This window comes from Mycobacterium sp. E2497, assembly GCF_001668695.1.
GTDB lineage: Bacteria > Actinomycetota > Actinomycetes > Mycobacteriales > Mycobacteriaceae > Mycobacterium.
Genome location: NZ_LZKD01000104.1, coordinates 1 through 21,921, shown reverse-complemented (window position 1 = coordinate 21,921; position 21,921 = coordinate 1). Strand labels below are relative to the sequence as shown.

Annotated in this window: 15 protein-coding genes; 10 read left to right on the top strand and 5 right to left on the bottom strand. The window is 69.1% G+C overall.

Annotated features, from left to right (window positions below; all coding sequences use genetic code 11):
* Positions 1-7 precede the first annotated feature (7 nt).
* The 4 genes from A5713_RS07935 to A5713_RS07920 all read left to right on the top strand — a co-directional run bounded on the left by A5713_RS07935 (position 8) and on the right by A5713_RS07920 (position 4,600).
* On the top strand, positions 8-1,255 hold the full coding sequence (locus tag A5713_RS07935) for an MFS transporter (protein ID WP_067927080.1): 1,248 nt from the start codon (positions 8-10) through the stop codon (positions 1,253-1,255).
* A gap of 11 nt (positions 1,256-1,266) precedes the next feature.
* Positions 1,267-2,634, top strand: coding sequence for an FAD-binding oxidoreductase (locus A5713_RS07930; protein WP_067927084.1), 1,368 nt, complete (start codon positions 1,267-1,269; stop codon positions 2,632-2,634).
* 146 nt (positions 2,635-2,780) lie between these two features.
* Positions 2,781-4,022: a cytochrome P450 gene (locus A5713_RS07925; protein ID WP_197516333.1), complete on the top strand. Its 1,242-nt coding sequence runs from the start codon at positions 2,781-2,783 to the stop codon at positions 4,020-4,022.
* The gene (locus A5713_RS07920; protein ID WP_068094336.1) at positions 4,022-4,600 is read left to right on the top strand and encodes a TetR/AcrR family transcriptional regulator; all 579 of its coding nucleotides are present in this window, start codon (positions 4,022-4,024) and stop codon (positions 4,598-4,600) included. The genes A5713_RS07925 and A5713_RS07920 overlap by 1 nt, the downstream gene beginning before the upstream one ends.
* A gap of 13 nt (positions 4,601-4,613) precedes the next feature.
* Here A5713_RS07920 and A5713_RS07915 read toward each other — a convergent pair whose 3' ends face one another.
* Together A5713_RS07915 and A5713_RS07910 are read right to left on the bottom strand one after the other, a co-directional pair.
* The gene (locus tag A5713_RS07915; RefSeq protein WP_068094331.1) at positions 4,614-5,753 is read right to left on the bottom strand and encodes an acyltransferase; all 1,140 of its coding nucleotides are present in this window, start codon (positions 5,751-5,753) and stop codon (positions 4,614-4,616) included.
* Entirely contained in the window at positions 5,750-7,450 is a 1,701-nt protein-coding gene (locus A5713_RS07910; RefSeq protein ID WP_068094329.1) for a DEAD/DEAH box helicase, read from the bottom strand. The genes A5713_RS07915 and A5713_RS07910 overlap by 4 nt, the downstream gene beginning before the upstream one ends.
* 119 nt (positions 7,451-7,569) lie before the next feature.
* Between A5713_RS07910 and A5713_RS07905 the strand changes: the two genes are divergently transcribed.
* Positions 7,570-8,169, top strand: a complete 600-nt coding sequence (locus A5713_RS07905) for an LppP/LprE family lipoprotein (protein WP_068094327.1) — start codon at positions 7,570-7,572, stop codon at positions 8,167-8,169.
* Between the two features lie 44 nt (positions 8,170-8,213).
* Positions 8,214-11,633, top strand: a complete 3,420-nt coding sequence (locus A5713_RS07900) for a TM0106 family RecB-like putative nuclease (RefSeq protein ID WP_068094325.1) — start codon at positions 8,214-8,216, stop codon at positions 11,631-11,633.
* A gap of 9 nt (positions 11,634-11,642) precedes the next feature.
* On the opposite strand, the gene A5713_RS07895 is transcribed toward A5713_RS07900, so the two are convergent.
* Positions 11,643-13,616: an MFS transporter gene (locus A5713_RS07895; protein WP_068094323.1), complete on the bottom strand. Its 1,974-nt coding sequence runs from the start codon at positions 13,614-13,616 to the stop codon at positions 11,643-11,645.
* A 223-nt stretch (positions 13,617-13,839) separates the two neighbouring features.
* Between A5713_RS07895 and A5713_RS07890 the strand changes: the two genes are divergently transcribed.
* From A5713_RS07890 to A5713_RS07875, 4 genes are all read left to right on the top strand, one after another.
* Positions 13,840-14,619 carry a hypothetical protein gene (locus A5713_RS07890; RefSeq protein WP_197516332.1) on the top strand — a complete coding sequence of 260 codons (780 nt, stop codon included), beginning with the start codon at positions 13,840-13,842 and terminating at the stop codon, positions 14,617-14,619.
* 188 nt (positions 14,620-14,807) lie between these two features.
* Positions 14,808-18,542, top strand: a complete 3,735-nt coding sequence (locus tag A5713_RS07885; RefSeq protein ID WP_068094313.1) for a multifunctional oxoglutarate decarboxylase/oxoglutarate dehydrogenase thiamine pyrophosphate-binding subunit/dihydrolipoyllysine-residue succinyltransferase subunit — start codon at positions 14,808-14,810, stop codon at positions 18,540-18,542.
* Positions 18,543-18,625: 83 nt separating this feature from the next.
* Positions 18,626-19,453, top strand: a complete 828-nt coding sequence (locus A5713_RS07880) for an SDR family oxidoreductase (RefSeq protein ID WP_068094311.1) — start codon at positions 18,626-18,628, stop codon at positions 19,451-19,453.
* Positions 19,454-19,522: 69 nt separating this feature from the next.
* Entirely contained in the window at positions 19,523-20,374 is an 852-nt protein-coding gene (locus A5713_RS07875; protein ID WP_068094308.1) for an SDR family oxidoreductase, read from the top strand.
* 7 nt (positions 20,375-20,381) lie between these two features.
* On the opposite strand, the gene A5713_RS07870 is transcribed toward A5713_RS07875, so the two are convergent.
* Both A5713_RS07870 and A5713_RS07865 read right to left on the bottom strand, forming a co-directional pair.
* On the bottom strand, positions 20,382-21,245 hold the full coding sequence (locus tag A5713_RS07870) for a glycine betaine ABC transporter substrate-binding protein (protein WP_068094306.1): 864 nt from the start codon (positions 21,243-21,245) through the stop codon (positions 20,382-20,384).
* Positions 21,242-21,921: NADP-dependent malic enzyme (locus A5713_RS07865; protein WP_304442511.1), on the bottom strand; the 680-nt coding region annotated here is incomplete at its 5' end. The genes A5713_RS07865 and A5713_RS07870, both read right to left, overlap by 4 nt.

The window sequence follows — 21,921 nt, the reverse complement described above, 5'->3', positions numbered from 1 at the left end:
AATACCCATGAGCCATACGAGCCGCGGCCCGGCGTTTCTGATCCTGTTCGCCACACTGCTGGCGACGGCCGGCACCGGCATCTCGATAGTCGCGTTCCCGTGGCTGGCGTTGCAGCACCGCGACAGCGCCAAGGACGCGTCGATCGTGGCGGCCGCGATGACGCTGCCCCTCGTGTTGTCCACCCTGGTGGCCGGGACCGCGGTGGATTTCTTCGGGCGCCGCCGGATATCGCTCGTCTCCGATGCGCTGTCCGGCGCGGCGGTGAGCGTCATCCCCCTGACCGCGTGGGCGCTCGGGGCAGGCGCGATCAACGTCGCCGAGCTTGCCGTGGCGGCCTTCTGCGCGGCGGCTTTCGACCCGGCCGGGGCGACGGCGCGCCAGTCGATGCTGCCTGAGGCGGCCGCCCGCGCGGGCTGGTCGCTGGACCGCACCAACAGCGTCTACGAGGCCATTCTCAACCTGGCGTACATCGTGGGGCCCGGCATCGGCGGTTTGATGATCGCCACGGTCGGCGGCATCAACACGATGTGGGTCACGGCCGGTTGCTTCGGGTTGTCCTTCCTGGCGATCGGCGCGCTGCGGCTCGAGGGTGCCGGCAAGCCGCACCACGCGACCCGACCCGACGGGTTGATGTCCGGCATCGTCGAAGGGCTGCGGTTCGTCTGGAATCTGCGGGTGCTGCGGACGCTCGGCCTGATCGACCTGGTTGTGACCGCCCTCTACCTGCCGATGGAAAGCGTGCTGTTCCCCAAGTACTTCACCGACCGGCACCAGCCCGCCCAGCTGGGTTGGGCTCTGATGGCGCTCGGGGTGGGCGGCGTCGCGGGCGCGCTGGGCTACGCGGTGCTGTCGAAACGCACCCGCCGGCGGACGGCGGTGCTGACGGCGACGCTCACCTTCGGCGCCGCGACGGTCGGCATCGCCTTCCTGCCGCCGCTGCCGGTGATCCTCGTACTGTGCGGGGTGACGGGGCTGGTCTACGGGCCGATCCAGCCGATCTATAACTACGTCATGCAGACCCGGGCGCCGCACCATCTGCGCGGCCGGGTGGTCGGGGTGATGACGGGGTTGATGTACGCCGCGGGCCCGTTGGGCTTGCTGGTGGCCGGCCCCCTGGCCGACGCCGCAGGGCTCAAGGCCACCTTCCTGGCGTTGGCGGTGCCGATCCTGTTGATCGGGCTGGTCGCCTTGAGGCTGCCGTCGCTGCGGGAAGTGGACCGCGCGCCGGAGTTCGCCGGGGATGGCGGGCCCTAGGATCGAAGGCTGTGAGCAGTGATGTCCTGGCCGAGCTGATCTCCGGCCTGCCCGACGGGATGGTCGTGACCGACCCGGCCGTCACCGAGGGCTACCGCCAGGACCGCGCCTTCGACCCGTCGGCCGGCAAACCGTTGGCGGTGGTGCGCCCGCGGTGCACCGAGGACGTACAGACCGTGCTGCGCTGGGCCACCCGCCACCGGGTGCCGGTGGTGACCCGCGGAGCCGGTAGCGGGCTGTCCGGCGGGGCGACGGCGCTGGACAACGGCATCGTCCTGTCGACGGAGAGGATGCGCGACATCGCCGTCGACCCGGTGACGCGCACGGCGGTGTGTCAGCCCGGCCTGTTCAACGCCGAGGTCAAGAAGGCCGTCGCCGAGTACGGCCTGTGGTATCCCCCGGACCCGTCGTCGTTCGAAATCTGCAGCATCGGCGGCAACATCGCCACCAACGCCGGCGGCCTGTGTTGCGTGAAATACGGCGTGACCACCGACTACGTGCTGGGCATGCAGGTGGTGTTGGCCGACGGTACCGCGGTCCGGCTCGGCGGTCCGCGGTTGAAGGATGTGGCCGGGCTGTCGCTGACCAAGCTTTTCGTCGGCAGCGAGGGCACGCTGGGAGTCGTCACCGAGGTCACGCTGCGCCTGGTTCCCAAGCAGAACGCGTCCGGCATCGTGGTGGCCTCGTTCGCGTCGGTGGAGGCGGCCGTGGACGCGGTGCTCGGGGTTGTTGGGTGCCTGCGCCCGTCGATGCTGGAGTTCATGGATTCGGTGGCCATCAACGCCGTCGAGGACACCTTGCGCATGGACTTGGACCGAGGGGCGGCCGCCATGCTGGTGGCCGGCTCCGACGAAAGGGGACGCGCAGGCTCCGAGGACGCCGAGATCATGGCCGCGGTGTTCGCCGAAAACGGTGCGACGGAAGTGTTTTCGACCGACGATCCCGACGAGGGCGAGGCCTTCGTCGCCGCCCGCCGGTTCTGCATCCCCGCGGTCGAGGCGAAGGGATCGCTCTTGCTCGAAGACGTCGGGGTCCCGCTCCCGGCACTGGGCCGGTTGGTCACCGGCATCGCGCGCATCGCCGCCGAGCGTGACCTGACGATCTCGGTGATCGCCCACGCCGGCGACGGCAACACCCACCCATTGATCGTGTACGACCCCGCGGACGCCGCCATGACCGAGCGGGCCCACCTCGCCTTCGGCGAGATCATGGACCTGGCCGTCGGGCTCGGCGGCACGATCACCGGTGAGCACGGCGTGGGCCGGTTGAAGCGGCCGTGGCTGGCGGGCTACCTCGGCCCCGAGGTGATGGACCTCAACCGGCGGATCAAGCAGGCCCTGGACCCGCAGGGGATTCTGAACCCGGGCGCGGGGATCTAGGTAGCGTTGCTCGAGCGCCCGGCTGGCCGGGCGCGTGATGTCGACCGCCCGGCTGGCCGGGCGCGTGATGTCGACCGCCCGGCTGGCCGGGGCGCCCGGCGGTAGGCCACGTTGACATTCTGAGCTGATTGTCGTACCAATGAGACATGGCTGTGGTTATGTCTCACAACGTGCCGGTCACGTTCGAGCTGGCGACCGCCGACACCTGGCCGGATCCCTGGCCGATGTACCGGGCGCTTCGCGACCACGATCCGGTGCACCACGTCGTCCCGGCCAGACGGCCCGAGCACGACTACTACGTGCTGTCCCGGCACGCCGACGTGTGGGCCGCCGCGCGCGACCACGAGACGTTCTCCTCCGCGCAGGGACTGACGGTCAACTACGGTGACCTGGAAATGATCGGGCTGCAGGACAATCCGCCGATGGTGATGCAGGATCCGCCGGTGCACACCGAGTTTCGGAAACTGGTGTCGCGCGGCTTCACGCCACGACAGGTGGAGGCGGTGGAGCCCAAGGTGCGCGAATTCGTCGTCGAGCGCATCGAGAGGCTGCGCGCCGCCGGCGGCGGCGACATCGTCACCGAGCTGTTCAAACCGCTGCCGTCGATGGTGGTCGCGCACTACCTCGGTGTCCCCGAAGCGGATCGAGCGCAATTCGACCGGTGGACGGATGTGATCGTCGCGGCCAACACCGCCGAAGGCGGCGTCGCCGGCGCACTGGAAACGGTTGGCGACGCGGTCGGGTCGATGATGGCCTACTTCACCGGTTTGATCGAGCGCCGCCGAACCGAGCCCGGCGACGACACCATCTCCCATTTGGTGGCCGCCGGCGTGGGCGCCGGCGGCGATATCGCCGGCACCCTCTCGGTGCTGGCGTTCACGTTCACCATGGTCACCGGCGGCAACGACACCACCACCGGAATGCTCGGTGGCTCAATGCCTTTGCTGCATCAGCGTCCCGACCAGCGGCGGCTTCTGGTCGACGATCCGGGGTTGATCCCCGATGCCGTCGAGGAATTGCTCAGGCTGACCTCGCCGGTGCAAGGACTGGCGCGCACCACCACCCGCGACGTGACTCTTCACGACACGACCATCCCGGCCGGGCGGAAGGTGTTCCTGCTGTACGGGTCGGCCAACCGGGACGAGCGCCAATACGGGCCGGACGCAGGTGAACTCGACGTCACCCGCTGCCCGCGCAACATTCTGACCTTCAGCCACGGCGCCCACCATTGCCTCGGCGCGGCGGCGGCGCGCATGCAATCCCGTGTCGCTCTGACCGAATTGCTGGCCCGCTGCCCCGATTTCGAGGTCGATGAGTCCGCGATCGTCTGGTCGGGCGGCAGTTACGTGCGCCGCCCGCTGTCGGTACCGATCCGGGTGAAGTCCTGATGCCGAACGACTGGCTGGGCACGCAGCGCACCGAAGCGGCCGCGGACCGGATCCTCGACGCCGCCGAGCGACTCTACACCGAGCGCGACCACGCTTCGATCGGCATGAACGAAATCGCCAGGGCCGCAGGATGTTCGCGCGCGACGCTGTACCGGTACTTCGAGAACCGCGAGGCGTTGCGGACCGCCTACGTGCACCGCGAAACCCGCAGGCTCAGCCGCGCGATCAAGGAGCAGATCGGCGGCATCGACGATCCCCGGGAACGACTCGTCGCGAGCATCACCGCCACGCTGCGGATGGTTCGCGGCAGCCGCGCGTTGGCGTCGTGGTTCGCCATCACCCGGCCGCCGATCGGCGTCGAGGTGGCCGGGCAGTCCGAGGTGATCACCGCCCTGGCCGCCGCGTTCATCGGCTCCCTCGGGCCGGAAGACCCCGCCGTCGTGGAGCGCCGGGCGCGCTGGATGGTGCGAGTGATCAGTTCGCTGCTGCAGTTCCCGGGCCGAGACGACGCCGACGAGCGGGCGATGATCGAAGAGTTCGTCGTGCCGATCGTGACGCCGGTTTCGGCCCGCGGCTAGGCGCCCGGGCGGCTCAGGTTCGCACGCGCGTGAAGCGGTGCAGCAGCCAGGCCAGCGGAATCGTCAGCACCATCGTCGCGAGGAACAGGTACAGCATCGAGCCGGTGTAGACGTGGGCGCGAACGATGTAGACCATGGCGAATTCCATGGTGATCAGGTGGATCAGGAAGATCTCGTAGGAGATCTCCCCCAGCCACACCATCGGCCGGGTCGCCAGCAGCCGCCAGTACCAGCCCTGGTCCCCCAGGGCCAGCGGCGCCACCGCGAGCGCGGCGATCACGGCATAGAAGCAGGTCTTGAACAGCGCCTCGCTCAGCGTCGCCGGCGAGGTGGTGGGCGCGCCGGCGATGGGCGTGGAGACGATGAAATAGCAGACGATCGCCAGCGGTATGGCCACGAAGGCGTAACCGCGCACGCCCATCGCCTGCAGGACGGCCAGCAACATCCCGGCGAGGAACCAGGCCAGGTAGGTGGGCAGCCACAGCCGCGCGCCGTCGGGAAACCAGTGATCGGTGTGCACGAGGATCAGCCAGGCCGGGCTGACCAAGGTCAAGCCGGCCAGCGCACCCAGCAGGAGTCTCGGCTGCCAGCGCCGTCGGCAGACGAGCACCAAGAGCACGTAGGCCAGCAGCGGGAGCAGCACGTAGAACGACGCTTCCACCGCGAGGCTCCACATCTGCGTCAGCCCCTGATGCAGGTACTTGCCCAGGTACCCGTTGCAGTAGATCTGCGTCAGCGTCAGGTTGCGCACCAGGCCGAGCCACGTGTGTCCGGGGTTGGGTCCCGCTTCGCGGAAGTGGTACAGCACGTAGGCGAACAGCACGGTGATCACGTAGGCCGGCATGATGCGTCGAACCCGATGCCACGCATAGCGACTCAGCGACGGCGGCGGCGCGCCGGTGGCGGCCGATTTGAGCCACGGACGGAACAGCAGGAAGCCGGACAGCACGAAGAAGATCGGCACGCCGATCTCCATGCGAGAGCCGACCAGGCCCCAATAGCCGTGGGTGTACTTGCCGGTGGTGTAGGCCGCGTGCGTGCCGACAACGAGGAGGGCGGCGACGGCGCGTACTCCGGTCAGCGACGCGACCCGGTCGACGTGGGCGGTCTGCTCGAGTCCGCCCTGGGCGTCTTGTTCTTCGGACAGGGTCATCCGGTGTGTTTCCTGCGCGGCTTCCCGCCGTCCCGGCCGCGCGGCTTGGTGGCCGACCGATCCGGCTGAAGATTGATCAGCACCCCCGAAATGCGGGTGCGTTCAAGCCTTTTCAGCGTCGACGGGGACAGCTTGGCCGGCAGCTCCACCAGCGAGAAGTCCGGGCCGATGGCGATGTGCCCGAAATCGCTGCGATGCAGCCCACCCTCGTTGGCGATGGCGCCGACGATCGCGCCCGGGCCGACCTTGTGCCGTTTACCCACCGCGATGCGGTAAGTGGTGAACGACCTTGTTTGCCTTGGCCTTTCGGGACGCTCGCGTTGTTCGGTATGCCGCTCACGGCGTTCACGCGGCGGCTCGGGCGACATCAGGAACTCTTCGCCGTCACGGGACTGCAGCGCCAGCGCCGCGGCGATGTCGGCCAACGGGACATCGTGCTCGCGCTCGTAGTCCTCGACCAGCTTGCGGAACAGGTCGATCCCCGGACGGCCCAGCGCGGCGGTGATGGAATCCGCGAACTTCGCCACCCGCTGGGCGTTGACGTCCTCGACGGTGGGCAGTTCCGCCTCGGTCAGCGTTTGCCGCGTCGCCTTCTCGATCGCCTTGAGCAGGTGGCGCTCCCGCGGGGAAACGAACAGCAGCGCGGTCCCCGAACGCCCGGCCCGACCGGTGCGCCCGATGCGATGCACGTAGGACTCGGTGTCGTGCGGAATGTCGTAGTTGAGCACATGCGATATGCGCTCCACGTCGAGCCCGCGCGCGGCCACGTCGGTGGCGACCAGGATGTCGATGCCGCCGTCCTTCAGCGCGGCGACGGTCCGCTCGCGCTGGCCCTGCGGGATGTCGCCGTTGATGGCCGCCGCGGAAAAGCCTCGGGCCCTGAGCTTCTCCGCGACCTCCTCGGTGGCCTGCTTGGTGCGTACGAAGACGATCATCGCCTCGAACGGCTCCACCTCGAGGACGCGGGTCAGCGCGTCCATCTTGCGCGGGCCGGCGACCTGGATGTATCGCTGCGAAATGTTCTCGGCCGTGGCGGTTTTGGCTTTGGTGGTGACCTCGAGCGGATCGTGCAGGTACTTGGTGGTGAGCTTGCGGATCGCGGGCGGCATGGTCGCCGAGAACAGGGCGACCTGCTTGTACTCGGGGGTGTCGGCCAGGATGCGTTCGACGTCCTCGGCGAAGCCCATGGTGAGCATCTCGTCCGCCTCGTCGAGCACCAGGTAGTCCACCCGCGACAGGTCCAGCGTCCCGCGCTCGAGATGGTCGATGACCCGGCCGGGCGTGCCCACGACCACCTGCGCGCCGCGTCGCAGGCCCGCCAGCTGCACGCTGTACGACGAGCCGCCGTAGATCGGCAGCACATTGACCTTCGGCAGATGGGCCCCGTAGCGGCTGAACGCCTCGGCCACCTGCAGGGCCAGCTCGCGGGTGGGCGCCAGCACCAGCGCCTGGGTCGCGGTGCTGGTGACGTCGATCTTGGACAGGATGGGGATGGCGAACGCCGCCGTCTTGCCCGTGCCGGTCTGCGCCAGCCCGACGACGTCCGAGCCCGCCATCAGCGCCGGGATGGTCGCGGCCTGGATGCCCGTGGGCGACTCGTAACCCACGTCGGCGATCGCCCGCAGGACCGAAGGGTTGATCTGCAGGTCGGCAAATGTGGGAGAGGCAGCCTCGGGCGAGCTGTCCGGAGTGGTCATCGCCCATGGAGTCTAGTGGTGATCGCGAGCTCAGCGGACATGAGCGCTGCGGGTCCGTGATCATGAGCACAGCCGTGCCCGGCCATGCCTGTCACACCTGTGCGCGCGATGACGGTACGGTGCCCGATGTGTGGTCGCCACCCCGCCGTACCGGGCCACTGACCGGCTCGGCCGCCGTCGCGTTGATCGCCATGACGTTGGCCGGCTGTGGTTCGGGGGACTCCACGGTCGCGAAGACGCCGCAGGCCACGACGACCACCGAGACCCCGTCCATCACCGCCCCGGCCCAGCCCTCGGGCGCCGCCGCGCCGCCCGGCAGCAATGCCGCGCCGGCCGACCCGTGCGCGGTCAACCTCGCCTCGCCCACCATCGCAAAGGTCGTCTCCGAGCTGCCACGCGACCCGCGCAGCCAGCAAGGCTGGAACCCGGAGCCGCTGGCCGGCAACTACAACCAGTGCGCCCAGTTGTCGGCGGTGATCATCAAGGCCAACACCAACGCCGTCAACCCCACCACCCGGGCGGTGCTGTTCCACCTCGGGCAGTTCATCCCGCAAGGGGTCCCCGACACCTACGGGTTCAACGGCGTCGACGCGACGCAGACCACCGGTGACACGGTGGCGCTGACCTACCCCAGCGGCATCAACGGGTTGAACACCGATGTGCGGTTCCACTGGAACGGCAACGGTGTGGAGCTGATCGGTAACGCCCCGGGCCGCTAGCCGGAACCGCCTTTCCGTCGGTCCCCTCCCCTACAGTTGCTGCTGTGTTCGTCACCGGCGACAGCATCGTGTACAGCGCGTCGGATCTGGCCGCCGCCGCCCGGTGCGAGTACGCGCTGCTGCGCGATTTCGACGCGAAACTGGGCTGGGGACCCGCCGCCCCGGCCGAGGATGACCTGCTCGCGCGGACCGCGGCCCTCGGAAACGACCACGAGCGACGCGAACTGGACCGGCTGCGGGGCGAGTTCGGGAGCGGGGTCGCGGTCATCGGCCGCCCGGCCTACACGCCCGCCGGCTTCGCGGCGGCCACCGAAGCGACCCGGCGCGCCATCGTGGGCGGCGCCCCGGTGGTGTATCAGGCGGCCGTGTTCGACGGCCGCTTCGTCGGCTTCGCCGACTTCCTGGTGCGAGACGGCGACCAATACCGGGTCATCGACACCAAGCTGGCCCGTTCGGCCAACGTCACCGCCCTGTTGCAGCTCGCCGCCTATGCCGATGCGCTGGCAGCCGCGGGGGTCCCGGTGGCGCCCGAGGCCGAACTGCACCTGGGCGACGGGACGGCCGCCCGCTACCGCGTCCGCGACCTCGTCCCCGTCTACCGCGCCCAGCGCGCCCGACTGCAACGGCTCCTCGATGAACACCACGCCGGTGGCACCCCGGTCCGCTGGGACGACGAGGGCGTGGCCGCCTGTTTCCGTTGCGCGTTGTGCACCGAGCAGCTGCGCGCCTGCGACGACCTGCTGTTGGTCGCCGGCATGCGAGTGGGCCACCGCGACAAGCTGATCGACGCCGGAATCACCACGGTGCCCGGCCTGGCCCGGCACGCCGGCCCCGTGCCGGACCTCGCCCCCGCCGCGGTCCGCAAGCTGACCGCCCAGGCCGGACTTCAAGTCCGCCAACGAGAAACCGGCACGCCGCTTTACGAGATCGTCGACCCCCAACCCCTGACGCTGCTGCCCGAACCGGACCCCGGCGACCTGTTCTTCGACTTCGAGGGCGACCCGCTGTGGACCCTCGACGGCAAGGAGTGGGGTCTGGAATACCTATTCGGGGTCCTGGAAGCCGGGCCCGCCGGCACGTTTCGCCCGCTGTGGGCGCACAACCGGGCGGATGAACGCAAGGCCCTCGGCGATTTTCTGGCCATGGTGGCCAAGCGTCGCAAGCGCAGGCCGAACATGCACGTCTACCACTACGCGCCGTATGAGAAGACCGCGTTACTGCGGCTCGCCGGGCGCTACGGAGTCGGCGAGGATCAGGTCGACGAACTGCTGCGCAGCGGGACGCTCGTCGACCTCTACCCCCTGGTGCGCAAGAGCATTCGCGTGGGCGCGGAGTCGTTCAGCCTGAAGGCGCTCGAACCGCTCTACATGGGCGCGCAGCTGCGGGCCGGCGATGTCACCACCGCCACCGGTTCGATCACCTCCTACGCCCGCTACTGCGAACTGCGGGCCGACGGCCGCTGCGACGAAGCCGCCTCCGTGCTCAAGGAGATCGAGGAGTACAACCACTACGACTGCCGCTCGACCCAGGAACTGCGCAACTGGTTGATGTTGCGCGCCTACGAATCCGGCGTCCTGCCGGTCGGCGCCCAGCCTGTGCGGGACGGCAACAGAGTCGAGGACCGTGACCAGCTGGCGGTGACCCTGTCGAGGTTCACCGGCGACGCCGCCGTCGGTCAACGCACGCCGAAGCAGACGGCCGTAGCGTTGCTGGCCGCGGCGCGCGGCTACCACCGGCGCGAGGACAAACCGTTCTGGTGGGCCCACTTCGACCGCCTCAACTTCCCCGTCGAGGAGTGGGCGGACGACACCGATGTCTTCGTCGCCGAGCACGCGTCGGTCAGCGTGGACTGGAACATCCCGCCCCGCGCGCGCAAGCCGCAGCGACGGGTGCGGCTGCGGGGCGCGCTGGCGCGCGGCGAGTTGATGACCGACGTCTTCGCGCTCTACGACCCCCCGACCCCGCCCGGCCTGTCCGACGATCCCGACCGGCGAGCGGCCGGACGCGCCACGGTGATCGAGGCCGACGATCCGGCGCTGCCCACCGAGGTGACCATCGTTGAACGAGTGGGCAACGACGGCAAGCCATTCCACCACGTCCCCTTCGCCCTCACCCCCGGTCCGCCGATCCCGACGACCGCCCTGCGGGAGTCGATCGAGGCCACGGCCGCCGCCGTCGCGGCCGGCCTGCCGCAGTTGCCCCGGGGCGCGGCCGTGGACATCCTGCTGCGCCGCGCGCCCCGGACCCGAAGCGGCAGCGCGCTGCCGCGCGGCGCCGACACGGTCCGCGACATCACCGACGCGGTGCTGGACCTGGACTCCTCCTACCTGGCGGTGCATGGGCCGCCGGGCACCGGCAAGACGCACACCGCCGCCCGCGTCGTCCATCGGCTCGCCACCCACCACGGCTGGCGCATCGGCGTGGTCGCGCAGTCGCACGCCACGGTGGAGAACCTGCTCGACTGCGTCATCGACGCCGGGCTGGACCCGGCGCGGGTCGCGAAGAAACGCAACGGCCACAGCGCACCGCGCTGGCGGGAGGTCGACGGCAGCGGGTACGCCGAGTTCATTCAATCTTGGGGGCCCGGCACCGCGGGCTGCGTCGTGGGCGGCACGGCCTGGGATTTCGCCAACGCCAACCGGATAGCGCCCGGCAGCCTCGACCTCCTGGTGATCGACGAGGCGGGCCAGTTCTGCCTGGCAAACACCATCGCGGTCGCGCCTGCGGCCGCCAACCTGGTGCTACTCGGCGACCCTCAGCAGCTGCCGCAGGTCAGCCAGGGAACCCATCCCGACCCGGTCGATACCTCGGCACTCGACTGGCTGGTCGACGGTCAGCGCACCCTGCCCGACGAACGCGGCTACTTCCTGGACCGCTCGTACCGCATGCATCCGGCGGTCTGCGCCGCGGTGTCGGCGCTGTCCTACGAGGGCAGGTTGCATTCCCACGAGTGCACCGGTGACCGACGGCTTGCCGGCTACCCGCCCGGCGTCCAGACGCTCACCGTCGCACACCACGGCAACTCGACGGAGAGCCCTCAGGAGGCCGACGCGATCGCCGCCGAGATCGACCGGATGCTCGGGGCGCCGTGGACCGACGAGCACGGCACCCGCCCGCTGACCGCCGCCGACGTGCTGGTGCTGGCGCCCTACAACGCCCAGGTGGGACTGCTGCGCCGACGGCTGGCCGCGGCCGGGCTCGGCGGGATCCGGGTGGGGACGGTCGACAAGTTCCAGGGTGGGCAGGCGCCGGTCGTGTTCATGTCGATGACGGCATCTTCCGCGGAGCTGGTACCGCGCGGTATCTCGTTCCTGCTCAACAGGAATCGCCTCAACGTCGCCATCAGCCGGGCCCAATACGCGGCGGTCATCGTCCGCTCCGGGTCGTTGACCGAATACCTGCCCACCACCCCGGCGGGCCTGACCGACCTGGGCGCGTTTCTGGCGCTGACCGAACCGACGTGATGGCCCCGGTTAGTTGCCGGACGAGTGGCGGCCGTAACCGGAGGGGTCGTCGTCGGGATCGCGGCGGTGACGCCGGCCTCGCACCGCGCCGTTCTGCTGGCGTTGCGCCGGCGGCGCGAGCCGGTCGCGCGGCGCGGTGATGGGACGGACGCGCTGGCCGGTGTCGACATGAGAGCCGTTGTGCGCGAACCCGATAGGGCCACCGTGCGGAGTCGGTTCGTCCCGCGGGCCGGTCCCCACGTCGACGCGCGCCGGGCGCGGGTGGGCGACCCGATCGATTGGCGGCTCGCGGCTTTCACGCGCGTACGCCGCGCGCGGGGCGGACACGGGCTCGGGTTCGCGCACAAGGATGCATTCGACGTACGCGTCGTCGTCGTAGTCGTCGTCGTCGTCGTAGTCGTCGTCATAGTCGTCGAACACGTCACCCGCCTCGGCCGGGGCGCCGGCCGTGGCCGACGGTGCGAACCCGATCAAGAACAGCGCGGCCACGATCCCGAACAGCGCGATGAACGCGGGCAGCAACACCGATTGCGACATGGCGGCCGCGAACGGGTCCCGCAGGAATTCGGGCAATTGCAGGCTGGCGGCCGCCTCACCGCCGACACCTTCCGACGGCTGCGCGGGCATCTCGGCGCCGATCCGTGCCGTCATGAACGCGGCCATGCCGGCGCTGCCGAGCACGGCGCCGAGCTGGCGGACGGAGTTGTAGACGGCCGAGCCCGCACCGGCCAGGCGCGGCGGCAGGTTGCGCGTCGCGGTGGCGGTCAGCGGCGACCACACGAACGCCATCCCGACGCCCGTCGCGAAGAACGGCAACAGCAGCCGCCAGATGGGCGTCCCCGGCGACATCTCGAAGCTGAGCCACGTCAGCGCGATCGCCAGCACCGAAAACCCGAAGCCGAGGACCGGCCGCGGATGGTATTTGTCGACCATCCTGCCGACGAACGGCGCGAACACACCGTTGGCGATCGCCATCGGCGCGATCAGCAGAGCCGAACGCGTCGGCGACAGCCCGCACACGGCCTGCGCGTAGAACGTCAGCGGCAGCATCATCCCCGTCGCGGCGAACGAGACGATGGCCACCCCGGCGTTGCACAGGCCGAAGTCAAGGTCACGGAAGATCGCCAGCGGAATCAGCGGCTCGTCGGTGTTCATCGACTGCCAGAACACGAATACCGTCATGAACCCGATGCCGGCGACGATCATCGCCCAGATCCAGGGCTCCCAGTGCGCGGCCTGGCCCTGCTGCAGCCCGAACACGATCAGGAACATGCCCGCCCCGGACAGCACGACGCCGACAACGTCGAATCGGTGTGACTGCGTGGGTAGCACCGGGACCAGCCAGTACGCCAGCGCGAGCCCCAGCACGCCGATCGGGACGTTGACGAAGAAGATCCACTGCCACCCCAGCCCGTCGACCAGCACGCCACCGGCCAGCGGGCCCACCAGGCTGGCCACGCCCGCGGTGGCGCCCCACAGGCTCACCGCGACACCGCGCCGCTCCGGCGGGAAGATCCGGGTGATGGTCGACAAGGTCTGCGGGGTGAGCACCCCGGCGCCCACACCCTGGACGACGCGGGCGGTGATCAGCATGGCGGCGCTGCCCGACAGCCCGCACCAGACCGAGGCGACGGTGAACACCACCAGGCCGATCAGGTAGAGGTTTTTCGGGCCGAACCGGTCACCCAGCCGCCCGGCCACCAGCAGCACGACCGCATAGCCCAGCAGGTAGGCGCTGGTCACCCAGACCACGGTGTCGTAGCCGATGTGCAGCCTGGTCATGATCGTCGGGTTCGCGATGGCGACGATGGTCGAGTCGACCATGATCATGAAGAAGCCGATCATCATCGCCCAGAGGGCGTTCCAGGGCTTCTCGGAATGCGGCGAGTTCCGGGTGAGCAAGTTCCACCGGTTGGTGAGGTGGGGCGGGTGGGGCGCCGCGCGCCGGCTGCCCCCGGACGACGGAGGCGTCGCCGTGGTCATCTACCCACCTCGTTTCCGCTCCCGACGATGCGTGCCCGCACGGCGCCGGTCTGATCGACCGGCCCGGACCGTCACGACATCCAGCCTGCATTATTGCCGCTGCCGAAATTGGGGGCGGGCACGGATCCGATCCCGGGTACACCAGGCGGAAGGTTTCGTGTTCGGTCGGTGTTCCGCAGCGGGCACGTTAGCCTGGTAGGACGCCATTTGCAGGAGAGGCAAGATGCGGGCCCGACGGAAGCGGTCTTCGAACCGGTTTTTCAGCATGTCGCATGCGGATGAGGAGCGGCCGCCCACCGACGGCCGGCCCAAGGTCTCCGCGCGGGCGTTGGCCCAGGTCATCGAGCGAAGCTCGCGGATTCAGGGTCCGGCGGCCGAGGCCTACGTGTCCCGACTGCGTAACGCGCACCCGAGCAGCAGCCCGGCCGACATCCTGGCCAAGCTGCAGAAGCGGTACGTGGGCATGGTGACGGCCAGCGGCATGGCGGTGGGCGCGGCGGCGACCATCCCCGGCATCGGCACCCTGAGCGCGCTGTCTGCCGCCGCCGCCGAGACGGTGACATTCCTGGAAGCCACCGCGTTCTTCGTCCTGGCGGTCGCGGTGGTGTATGACATCCCCGCCGACCACCGGGAACGACGCCGGGCCCTGGTGCTGTCCGTGCTGATCGGCGACAACAGCAGGGACGCGGTCGCCCAGCTGTTCGGCCCGGCGCGCACCAACGGCGGCTGGATCTCGGAGAGTGTGGCCGCCGTGCCGCTGTCATCGATGTCGCGGCTGAACTCGCGGCTGCTCAAATCGTGGGTGAAGCGGTACACGCTGCGACGCGGCGCCCTGATGTTCGGCAAGCTGCTGCCGGTGGGCATCGGGATCATCGTCGGGGCGGTCGGCAACTATTTCGCCGGCAAGAAGATCGTCGGCAACGCCAACCGGGCGTTCGGCACTCCCCCGGTGCGCTGGCCCCGCGCCCTGCACCTGGTGCCGCCGCTGCACGAAGCGGGCTGACGGCCGTCCCACCCACCCCCTTCAACCTGGCGAATTGCTGGCGAAAGGTTAGCCTTTATAGGGCGGAGAGGTTGAGCATCGACACTGGTGTGAGGTGCTCCACAATCCGGGGTCGACAAACGTACAGGCGTCACGCACTAGCTGCTTGAAGCGCTTGCAGGACAGAGGAATTGAGGCGAACGGCGGTCGTGAGCAACATAAGTTCACCATTCGGGCAAAACGAGTGGCTGGTCGAGGAGATGTACCGCAAGTTCCGCGATGATCCCTCGTCGGTCGATCCGAGCTGGCACGAGTTCCTGGTCGACTACAACCCCGAGCCGACCGGCGAATCGCCCTCGAGCAAAACGACCACCGGTGACGGCCAGGCCCAAGCAGCCCCGCAGGCGGCCCCGCAAACAAAGGCCGCGCCTTCCGCCGAGCCGTCTCCCCAGCCCTCGCCGCCCGCCAAGCCCGCCGCCGGGAACGGCGCCGCGACCCCCACGGCCGCGCCGGCGAAGCCGAAAGCCCCGACTCCCCCGCCGGCCGAGGGCGACGAGCTGCAGACGCTGCGCGGCGCCGCGGCCGCGGTGGTCAAGAACATGTCCGCCTCGCTGGACGTACCGACCGCCACCAGCGTCCGCGCCATTCCGGCCAAGCTGCTCATCGACAACCGGATCGTCATCAACAATCAGCTCAAGCGCACCCGCGGCGGCAAGATCTCCTTCACCCACCTGCTGGGCTACGCGCTGGTGCAGGCGATCAAGCAGTTCCCCAACATGAATCGGCACTACGCCGAGATCGACGGCAAACCGACGGCGGTCACCCCGGCGCACACCAACCTGGGCCTGGCCATCGATCTGCAGGGCAAGGACGGCAAGCGTTCCCTGGTGGTGGCCGGCATCAAGGGCTGCGAGACCATGCGATTCGCGCAATTCGTCACCGCCTACGAGGACATCGTCCGCCGCGCCCGCGACGGCAAACTGACAGCCGAAGACTTTGCGGGCGTGACGATTTCGCTGACCAACCCCGGCACCATCGGCACCGTGCACTCGGTGCCGCGGCTGATGAACGGCCAGGGCGCGATCATCGGTGTCGGCGCCATGGAATACCCCGCCGAGTTCCAGGGCGCCAGCGAGGAACGCATCGCCGAACTGGGGATCGGCAAGCTGATCACGCTGACCTCCACCTACGACCACCGCATCATCCAGGGCGCCGAATCCGGCGACTTCCTGCGCACCATCCACGAGATGCTGTTGTCGGACGCGTTCTGGGACGACATCTTCCGCGAACTGGGCAACCCGTACCTGCCGATCCGCTGGAGCACCGACAACCCGGATTCGATCGTCGACAAGAACGCGCGGGTGATGGAGCTGATCGGGGCGTACCGCAACCGCGGCCACCTGATGGCGGATATCGACCCGCTGAGGTTGGACGGCAGCCGGTTCCGCAGCCACCCCGACCTGGAGATCCTCAACCACGGCCTGACGCTGTGGGACCTCGACCGGGTGTTCAAGGTCAACGGGTTCGCCGGCTGCGAGTACAAGAAGCTGCGCGACATCCTGGGCCTGCTGCGCGACGCGTACTGCCGCCACATCGGGGTGGAGTACACCCACATCCTGGACCCCGAACAACAAGAATGGCTGCAGCAGCGCGTTGAGACCAAACACGTCAAGCCCACAGTGGCGGAGCAGAAGTTCATCCTGAGCAAGCTCAACGCCGCCGAGGCCTTCGAGACCTTCCTGCAGACCAAATATGTTGGACAGAAACGTTTTTCGCTGGAGGGTGCGGAAAGCGTGATCCCGATGATGGACGCGGCGATCGACCAGTGCGCCGAGCACGCCCTCGACGAGGTGGTGATCGGGATGCCGCACCGCGGGCGGCTCAACGTCTTGGCCAACATCGTCGGAAAGCCGTACTCGCAGATTTTCAGCGAGTTCGAGGGCAACCTCAACCCGTCGCAGGCCCACGGTTCCGGCGACGTCAAATACCACCTCGGCGCCACCGGCGTGTACCTGCAGATGTTCGGCGACAACGACATTGCGGTCTCGCTGACCGCCAACCCGTCGCACCTCGAAGCCGTGGACCCGGTGCTGGAGGGCCTGGTCCGGGCCAAGCAGGACCTGCTCAACCGGGGCGCACACGACGACGGTGACGAGAAGGCGTTCTCGGTGGTGCCGATGATGCTGCACGGTGACGCCGCCTTCGCCGGTCAGGGCGTGGTCGCCGAGACGCTGAACATGGCGAACCTGCCCGGCTACCGGGTCGGCGGCACCATCCACATCATCGTCAACAACCAGATCGGCTTCACCACCGCGCCGGAGTATTCGCGATCCAGCGAATACTGCACCGACGTCGCGAAGATGATCGGGGCGCCGATCTTCCACGTCAACGGCGACGACCCCGAGGCCTGCGTGTGGGTGGCGAAGCTGGCCGTGGACTTCCGGCAGAAGTTCAAGAAGGACGTCGTCATCGACATGCTGTGCTACCGCAGGCGCGGCCACAACGAGGGCGACGATCCGTCGATGACCAACCCCGCCATGTACGACGTCGTCGACATCAAGCGCGGGGTCCGCAAGAGCTACACCGAAGCCCTGATCGGCCGCGGCGACATCTCGCTGAAGGAGGCCGAGGACGCGCTGCGCGACTACCAGGGCCAGCTGGAGCGAGTGTTCAACGAGGTGCGTGACCTGGAGAAACACGGCGTGCAGCCCAGCGCGTCGGTCGAGGCCGACCAGATGCTGCCCGCGGGCCTGTCCACGGCGGTGGACAAGGCGTTGCTGTCCCGGATCGGGGACGCGTTCCTGGCCCTGCCGGAGGGCTTCAGCGCGCACCCCCGCGTGCAGCCGGTGCTGGAAAAGCGGCGGGAGATGGCCTACGAGGGCAAGATCGACTGGGCCTTCGGCGAACTGCTGGCGCTCGGTTCGCTGGTGGCCGAGGGCAAGCTGGTCCGGCTGTCGGGCCAGGACACCCGGCGCGGCACCTTCTCCCAGCGGCATTCGGTGATCATCGACCGCCACACCGGCGAGGAGTTCACCCCGCTGCAACTGCTGGCGACCAACCCGGACGGGACTCCCACCGGGGGCAAGTTCCTGGTCTACGACTCACCGTTGTCCGAGTACGCCGCCGTCGGCTTCGAATACGGCTACACCGTGGGCAACCCGGACGCCCTGGTGCTGTGGGAGGCGCAGTTCGGCGACTTCGTCAACGGCGCGCAGTCGATCATCGACGAGTTCATCAGCTCGGGCGAGGCCAAGTGGGGCCAACTGTCCAACGTGGTGCTGCTGCTGCCGCACGGCCACGAGGGCCAGGGACCCGACCACACCTCGGGCCGCATCGAACGCTTCCTGCAGCTGTGGGCGGAGGGTTCGATGACGATCGCGATGCCGTCGACGCCATCCAACTATTTCCACCTGCTGCGCCGCCACGCGCTCGACGGTGTGCAACGGCCGCTGATCGTGTTCACACCCAAGTCGATGCTGCGCAACAAGGCCGCGGTCAGCGACGTCAGGGACTTCACCGAGATCAAGTTCCGCTCGGTGCTCGAAGAGCCGACCTACGAGGACGGCATCGGTGACCGCGGCAAGGTCAGGCGGATCCTGCTGACCAGCGGGAAAATCTACTACGAGCTGGTGGCGCGCAAGGCCAAGGACAACCGCGACGACGTCGCGATCGTGCGCATCGAGCAGCTCGCCCCGCTGCCGAAGCGCCGGCTCAGCGAGACGCTGGACCACTACCCGAGCGCCGAGGAGTTCTTCTGGGTGCAGGAGGAGCCGGCCAACCAGGGCGCGTGGCCGCGGTTCGGTCTCGAGCTGCCCGAGCTGCTGCCCGACAAGCTGACCGGGCTCAAGCGGATCTCGCGGCGGGCCATGTCGGCGCCGTCGTCGGGTTCGTCGAAGGTGCACGCGGTCGAGCAACAGGAGATCCTCGACACGGCGTTCCGCTGATTGCATTGCCCCACCCGCCGATAACGGGGACCGCCGGTACCGGCTAGCCTCGACGCAAACGGGGCCGATTGGGAAGGGTGCTCATGCAAGGGTTCGCCGGCAAGGTCGCCGTGGTCACTGGTGCGGGTTCGGGTATCGGGCAGGCGCTGGCGATAGAGCTGGGCCGCTCGGGCGCCAAGGTCGCGATCAGTGACGTCGATGTCGAGGGCCTGGCGGAAACCGAGGCCAAGTTGAAGGCGATCGGGGCCGAGGTCAAGGCGGACCGGCTCGACGTGACCGAGCGCGAGGCGTTTCTGGCCTACGCCGACGCCGTCCGCGACCACTTCGGCAAGGTGAACCAGATCTACAACAACGCGGGCATCGCGTTCACCGGCGACGTCGAAGTCAGCCAGTTCAAAGACATCGAACGGGTGATGGACGTCGATTTCTGGGGTGTGGTCAACGGTACCAAGGCGTTCCTGCCCCACCTGATCGCCTCCGGCGACGGTCATGTGATCAACGTCTCGAGCGTGTTCGGGTTGTTCTCGGTGCCCGGTCAGGCGGCCTACAACTCCGCCAAGTTCGCGGTCCGCGGCTTCACCGAGGCGCTGCGGCAGGAGATGGTGGCGGCCGGCCATCCGGTCGCGGTGACCACGGTGCACCCCGGCGGCATCAAGACGGCGATCGCCCGCAACGCCACGGCCGCCGAGGGGCTCGACCAGGCCGAGCTGGCCAGCCTGTTCGACAAGCGGTTGGCCAAGACCAGCCCGCACCGCGCCGCCCAGATCATCCTGGAGGCGGTGCGCAAGAAGAAGGCCCGGGTGCTGGTCGGCACGGACGCCAAGGTGCTGGACGCCCTGGTGCGGCTGACGGGCCCGGGATACCAGCAGCTGTTCGGGCCCGTGATGGGCCGGTTGATGCCCAAGCGGTGAGGGAAACCGTAGCGGGGATCGCCACTACCGGCTAGCCTGACGCCGCACGCCACCACGAGGGAGTACTGGATGCACAGCTTCGCTGGAAAGGTCGCCGTGGTGACGGGCGCGGGTTCGGGGATCGGCCAGGCGCTGGCGCTAGAACTTGGCCGCGCGGGCGCCAGGGTCGCGATCGGCGACGTCGACATCGAAGGGCTGGCGCGAACCGAGGCGCAACTCAAGGCGATCGGCGCGCCGGTCAAAGCCGACCGGCTCGATGTGACCGAGCGCGAGGCGTTTCTGGCCTACGCCGACGCCGTCCGCGAGCACTTCGGCAAGGTGAACCAGATCTACAACAACGCGGGCATCACGTTTGTCGGGTCCATCGAGGACAGCCGGTTCAAGGACTTCGAGCGGGTGATGGACGTCGACTATTGGGGTGTGGTGAACGGCACCAAGGCCTTCCTCCCCCACCTGATCGCCTCGGGCGACGGCCACGTCATCAACATCTCCAGCGCGCTGGGCCTGTTCTCGGCGCCCGGGCAGGCGGCGTACGTTTCGGCCAAGTTCGCCGTTCGCGGTTTCACCGAGGCGCTGCGCCAGGAGATGATGCTGGCCGGCCACCCGGTGCGGGTGACGACGGTGCACCCCGGCGGCGTGAAGACGGGATTCGCCCGCAACGCCGTCTTCGCCGACGGCCTCGACCAGGACGGCCTGGCGGAACTGTTCGAGGAGCAGCAGGCCAAGACCACACCGCAGCGGGCTGCTGAGGTCATCTTGGCGGGCGTGGGCAGGAACAAGGCCCGGGTGCTCGTCGGCCCCGACGTCAAGGCCATGGATCTGGTGGTGCGGCTGACGGGTTCGAGACCCGAGCGCCTGCTGGGCGGGCCGATCATGAGCCGGGTGCAGCAGACGGTGCACAGGCTCATGCCCAAACGCTGAGGCTCGTTCACCGCCCCAGCGGATGCTCCGCGAGCCACCCGCCGGCCACCGCCTGCGGGTCGGCCCCGCCGCCCACCTGACGGCCCATGTCGACCAGCGCGGCTGTGTCCAGCACGCCGGCGACCTCGTTGATGGCCAGCAGCTGCCGATCGCTCAGCGCGTTGCGGCGATACAGCGGCACGACGTTCTCGGCCCTGATCAGTGCCGGCTTGCCGTCGGCCAGCGCGACCAGGTCGGCGGGCAGGCCCGGGTCGGCGGTCGTCGTCCAGCCCGCGGTCAGCTGCCCGGCCCGCACCGCGGCGAACATCGTTGTCTGATCGGGGAATTCGCGCGGAACCGGAAGCCGGCACGTGCCCACCGTCGAGGGAGCCGGACGCCCGGCGACGGTGCCGACGACCAATCCGGCGCAGTGTTTCGGCAGCGTGCTCAGGTCCGCGCTGACGTCGCTGCCACCCCACGCCCCGGCGGTGGAGCCGGTCACCAGCAGCACGGGTTTGTCTTCCGCCGCCGTCGTGTAGTCACCCGCGGCGACGCCCTCTGGCAGCGCGGCCACCATCGCGCGGTAGACCTCCGCGTCGGACAACGCCGCCGCACCGGGCTGCAGGCTCTGCAGCTCGCGTCCGGTCAGGGCCGGGACGACGGTGAACGCGCCCGAGTCCAGGCGCGCCATCGGATTCTCGGCGGTCTCGGCGCGCGCCGGGAAACCGTATGACCGCAGCGCGGCCACGTACACGCCGGCCAGCAGCGCCGACTCGGGATCCGCCGACGAGCCGACCACCAGTTCCGGACGAGCGGCGTGGCCGCCGGTGCCGCAGCCGGCCACCACGAGAATGGCGGCGAGCAGCGACGCCGCCAGCCGGCCGGTTCTCACCCCGCGATGTCTGCGGGGTCTGCGGCCAGGGCCACCGCCGTGGCGACGGCATCCCCGACGCGCAGGTCCAGCGGGCTGGGGACGATTCGATCGTAAGCCAGGTCATCGCTGACGACCGAGAAGATGGCCTCGGCGGCGGCAACCATCATCTTCTCGGTGATCCGGCGCGCCCCGGCGTCGAGCGCCCCACGGAACACGCCGGGGAAGGCCAGCACGTTGTTGATCTGGTTGGGGAAGTCGCTGCGGCCGGTGGCCACCACCGCGGCGTACTTGGCCGCGACCTGCGGATGGATCTCGGGGTCGGGGTTGGACAGCGCGAACACGATGGCGTCGGGCGCCATGGTGGCGATCATCTCCTCGGGCACCACACCGCCCGACACCCCGAGGAACAGATCGGCGCCGCGCAGCGCTTCGGCCATGCTGCCCGTCAGACCGTCGGGGTTCGTGCGCTGCGCCAGAACGCTCTTCACGCTGTTCATGTCGTCGCGCCCGGTGTGCAGAATGCCGCGCGAGTCGAGCACGGTGATGTCGGAAACGCCCATCGTCAGAAGGAGATTCGTGCACGCCACACCCGCGGCGCCGGCGCCGGAGACCACCACCCGCAGCGACGTCATGTCGCGGCCGAGCAACTTGGTGGCACCCATGAGCGCGGCCAGCGCAACGATCGCCGTCCCGT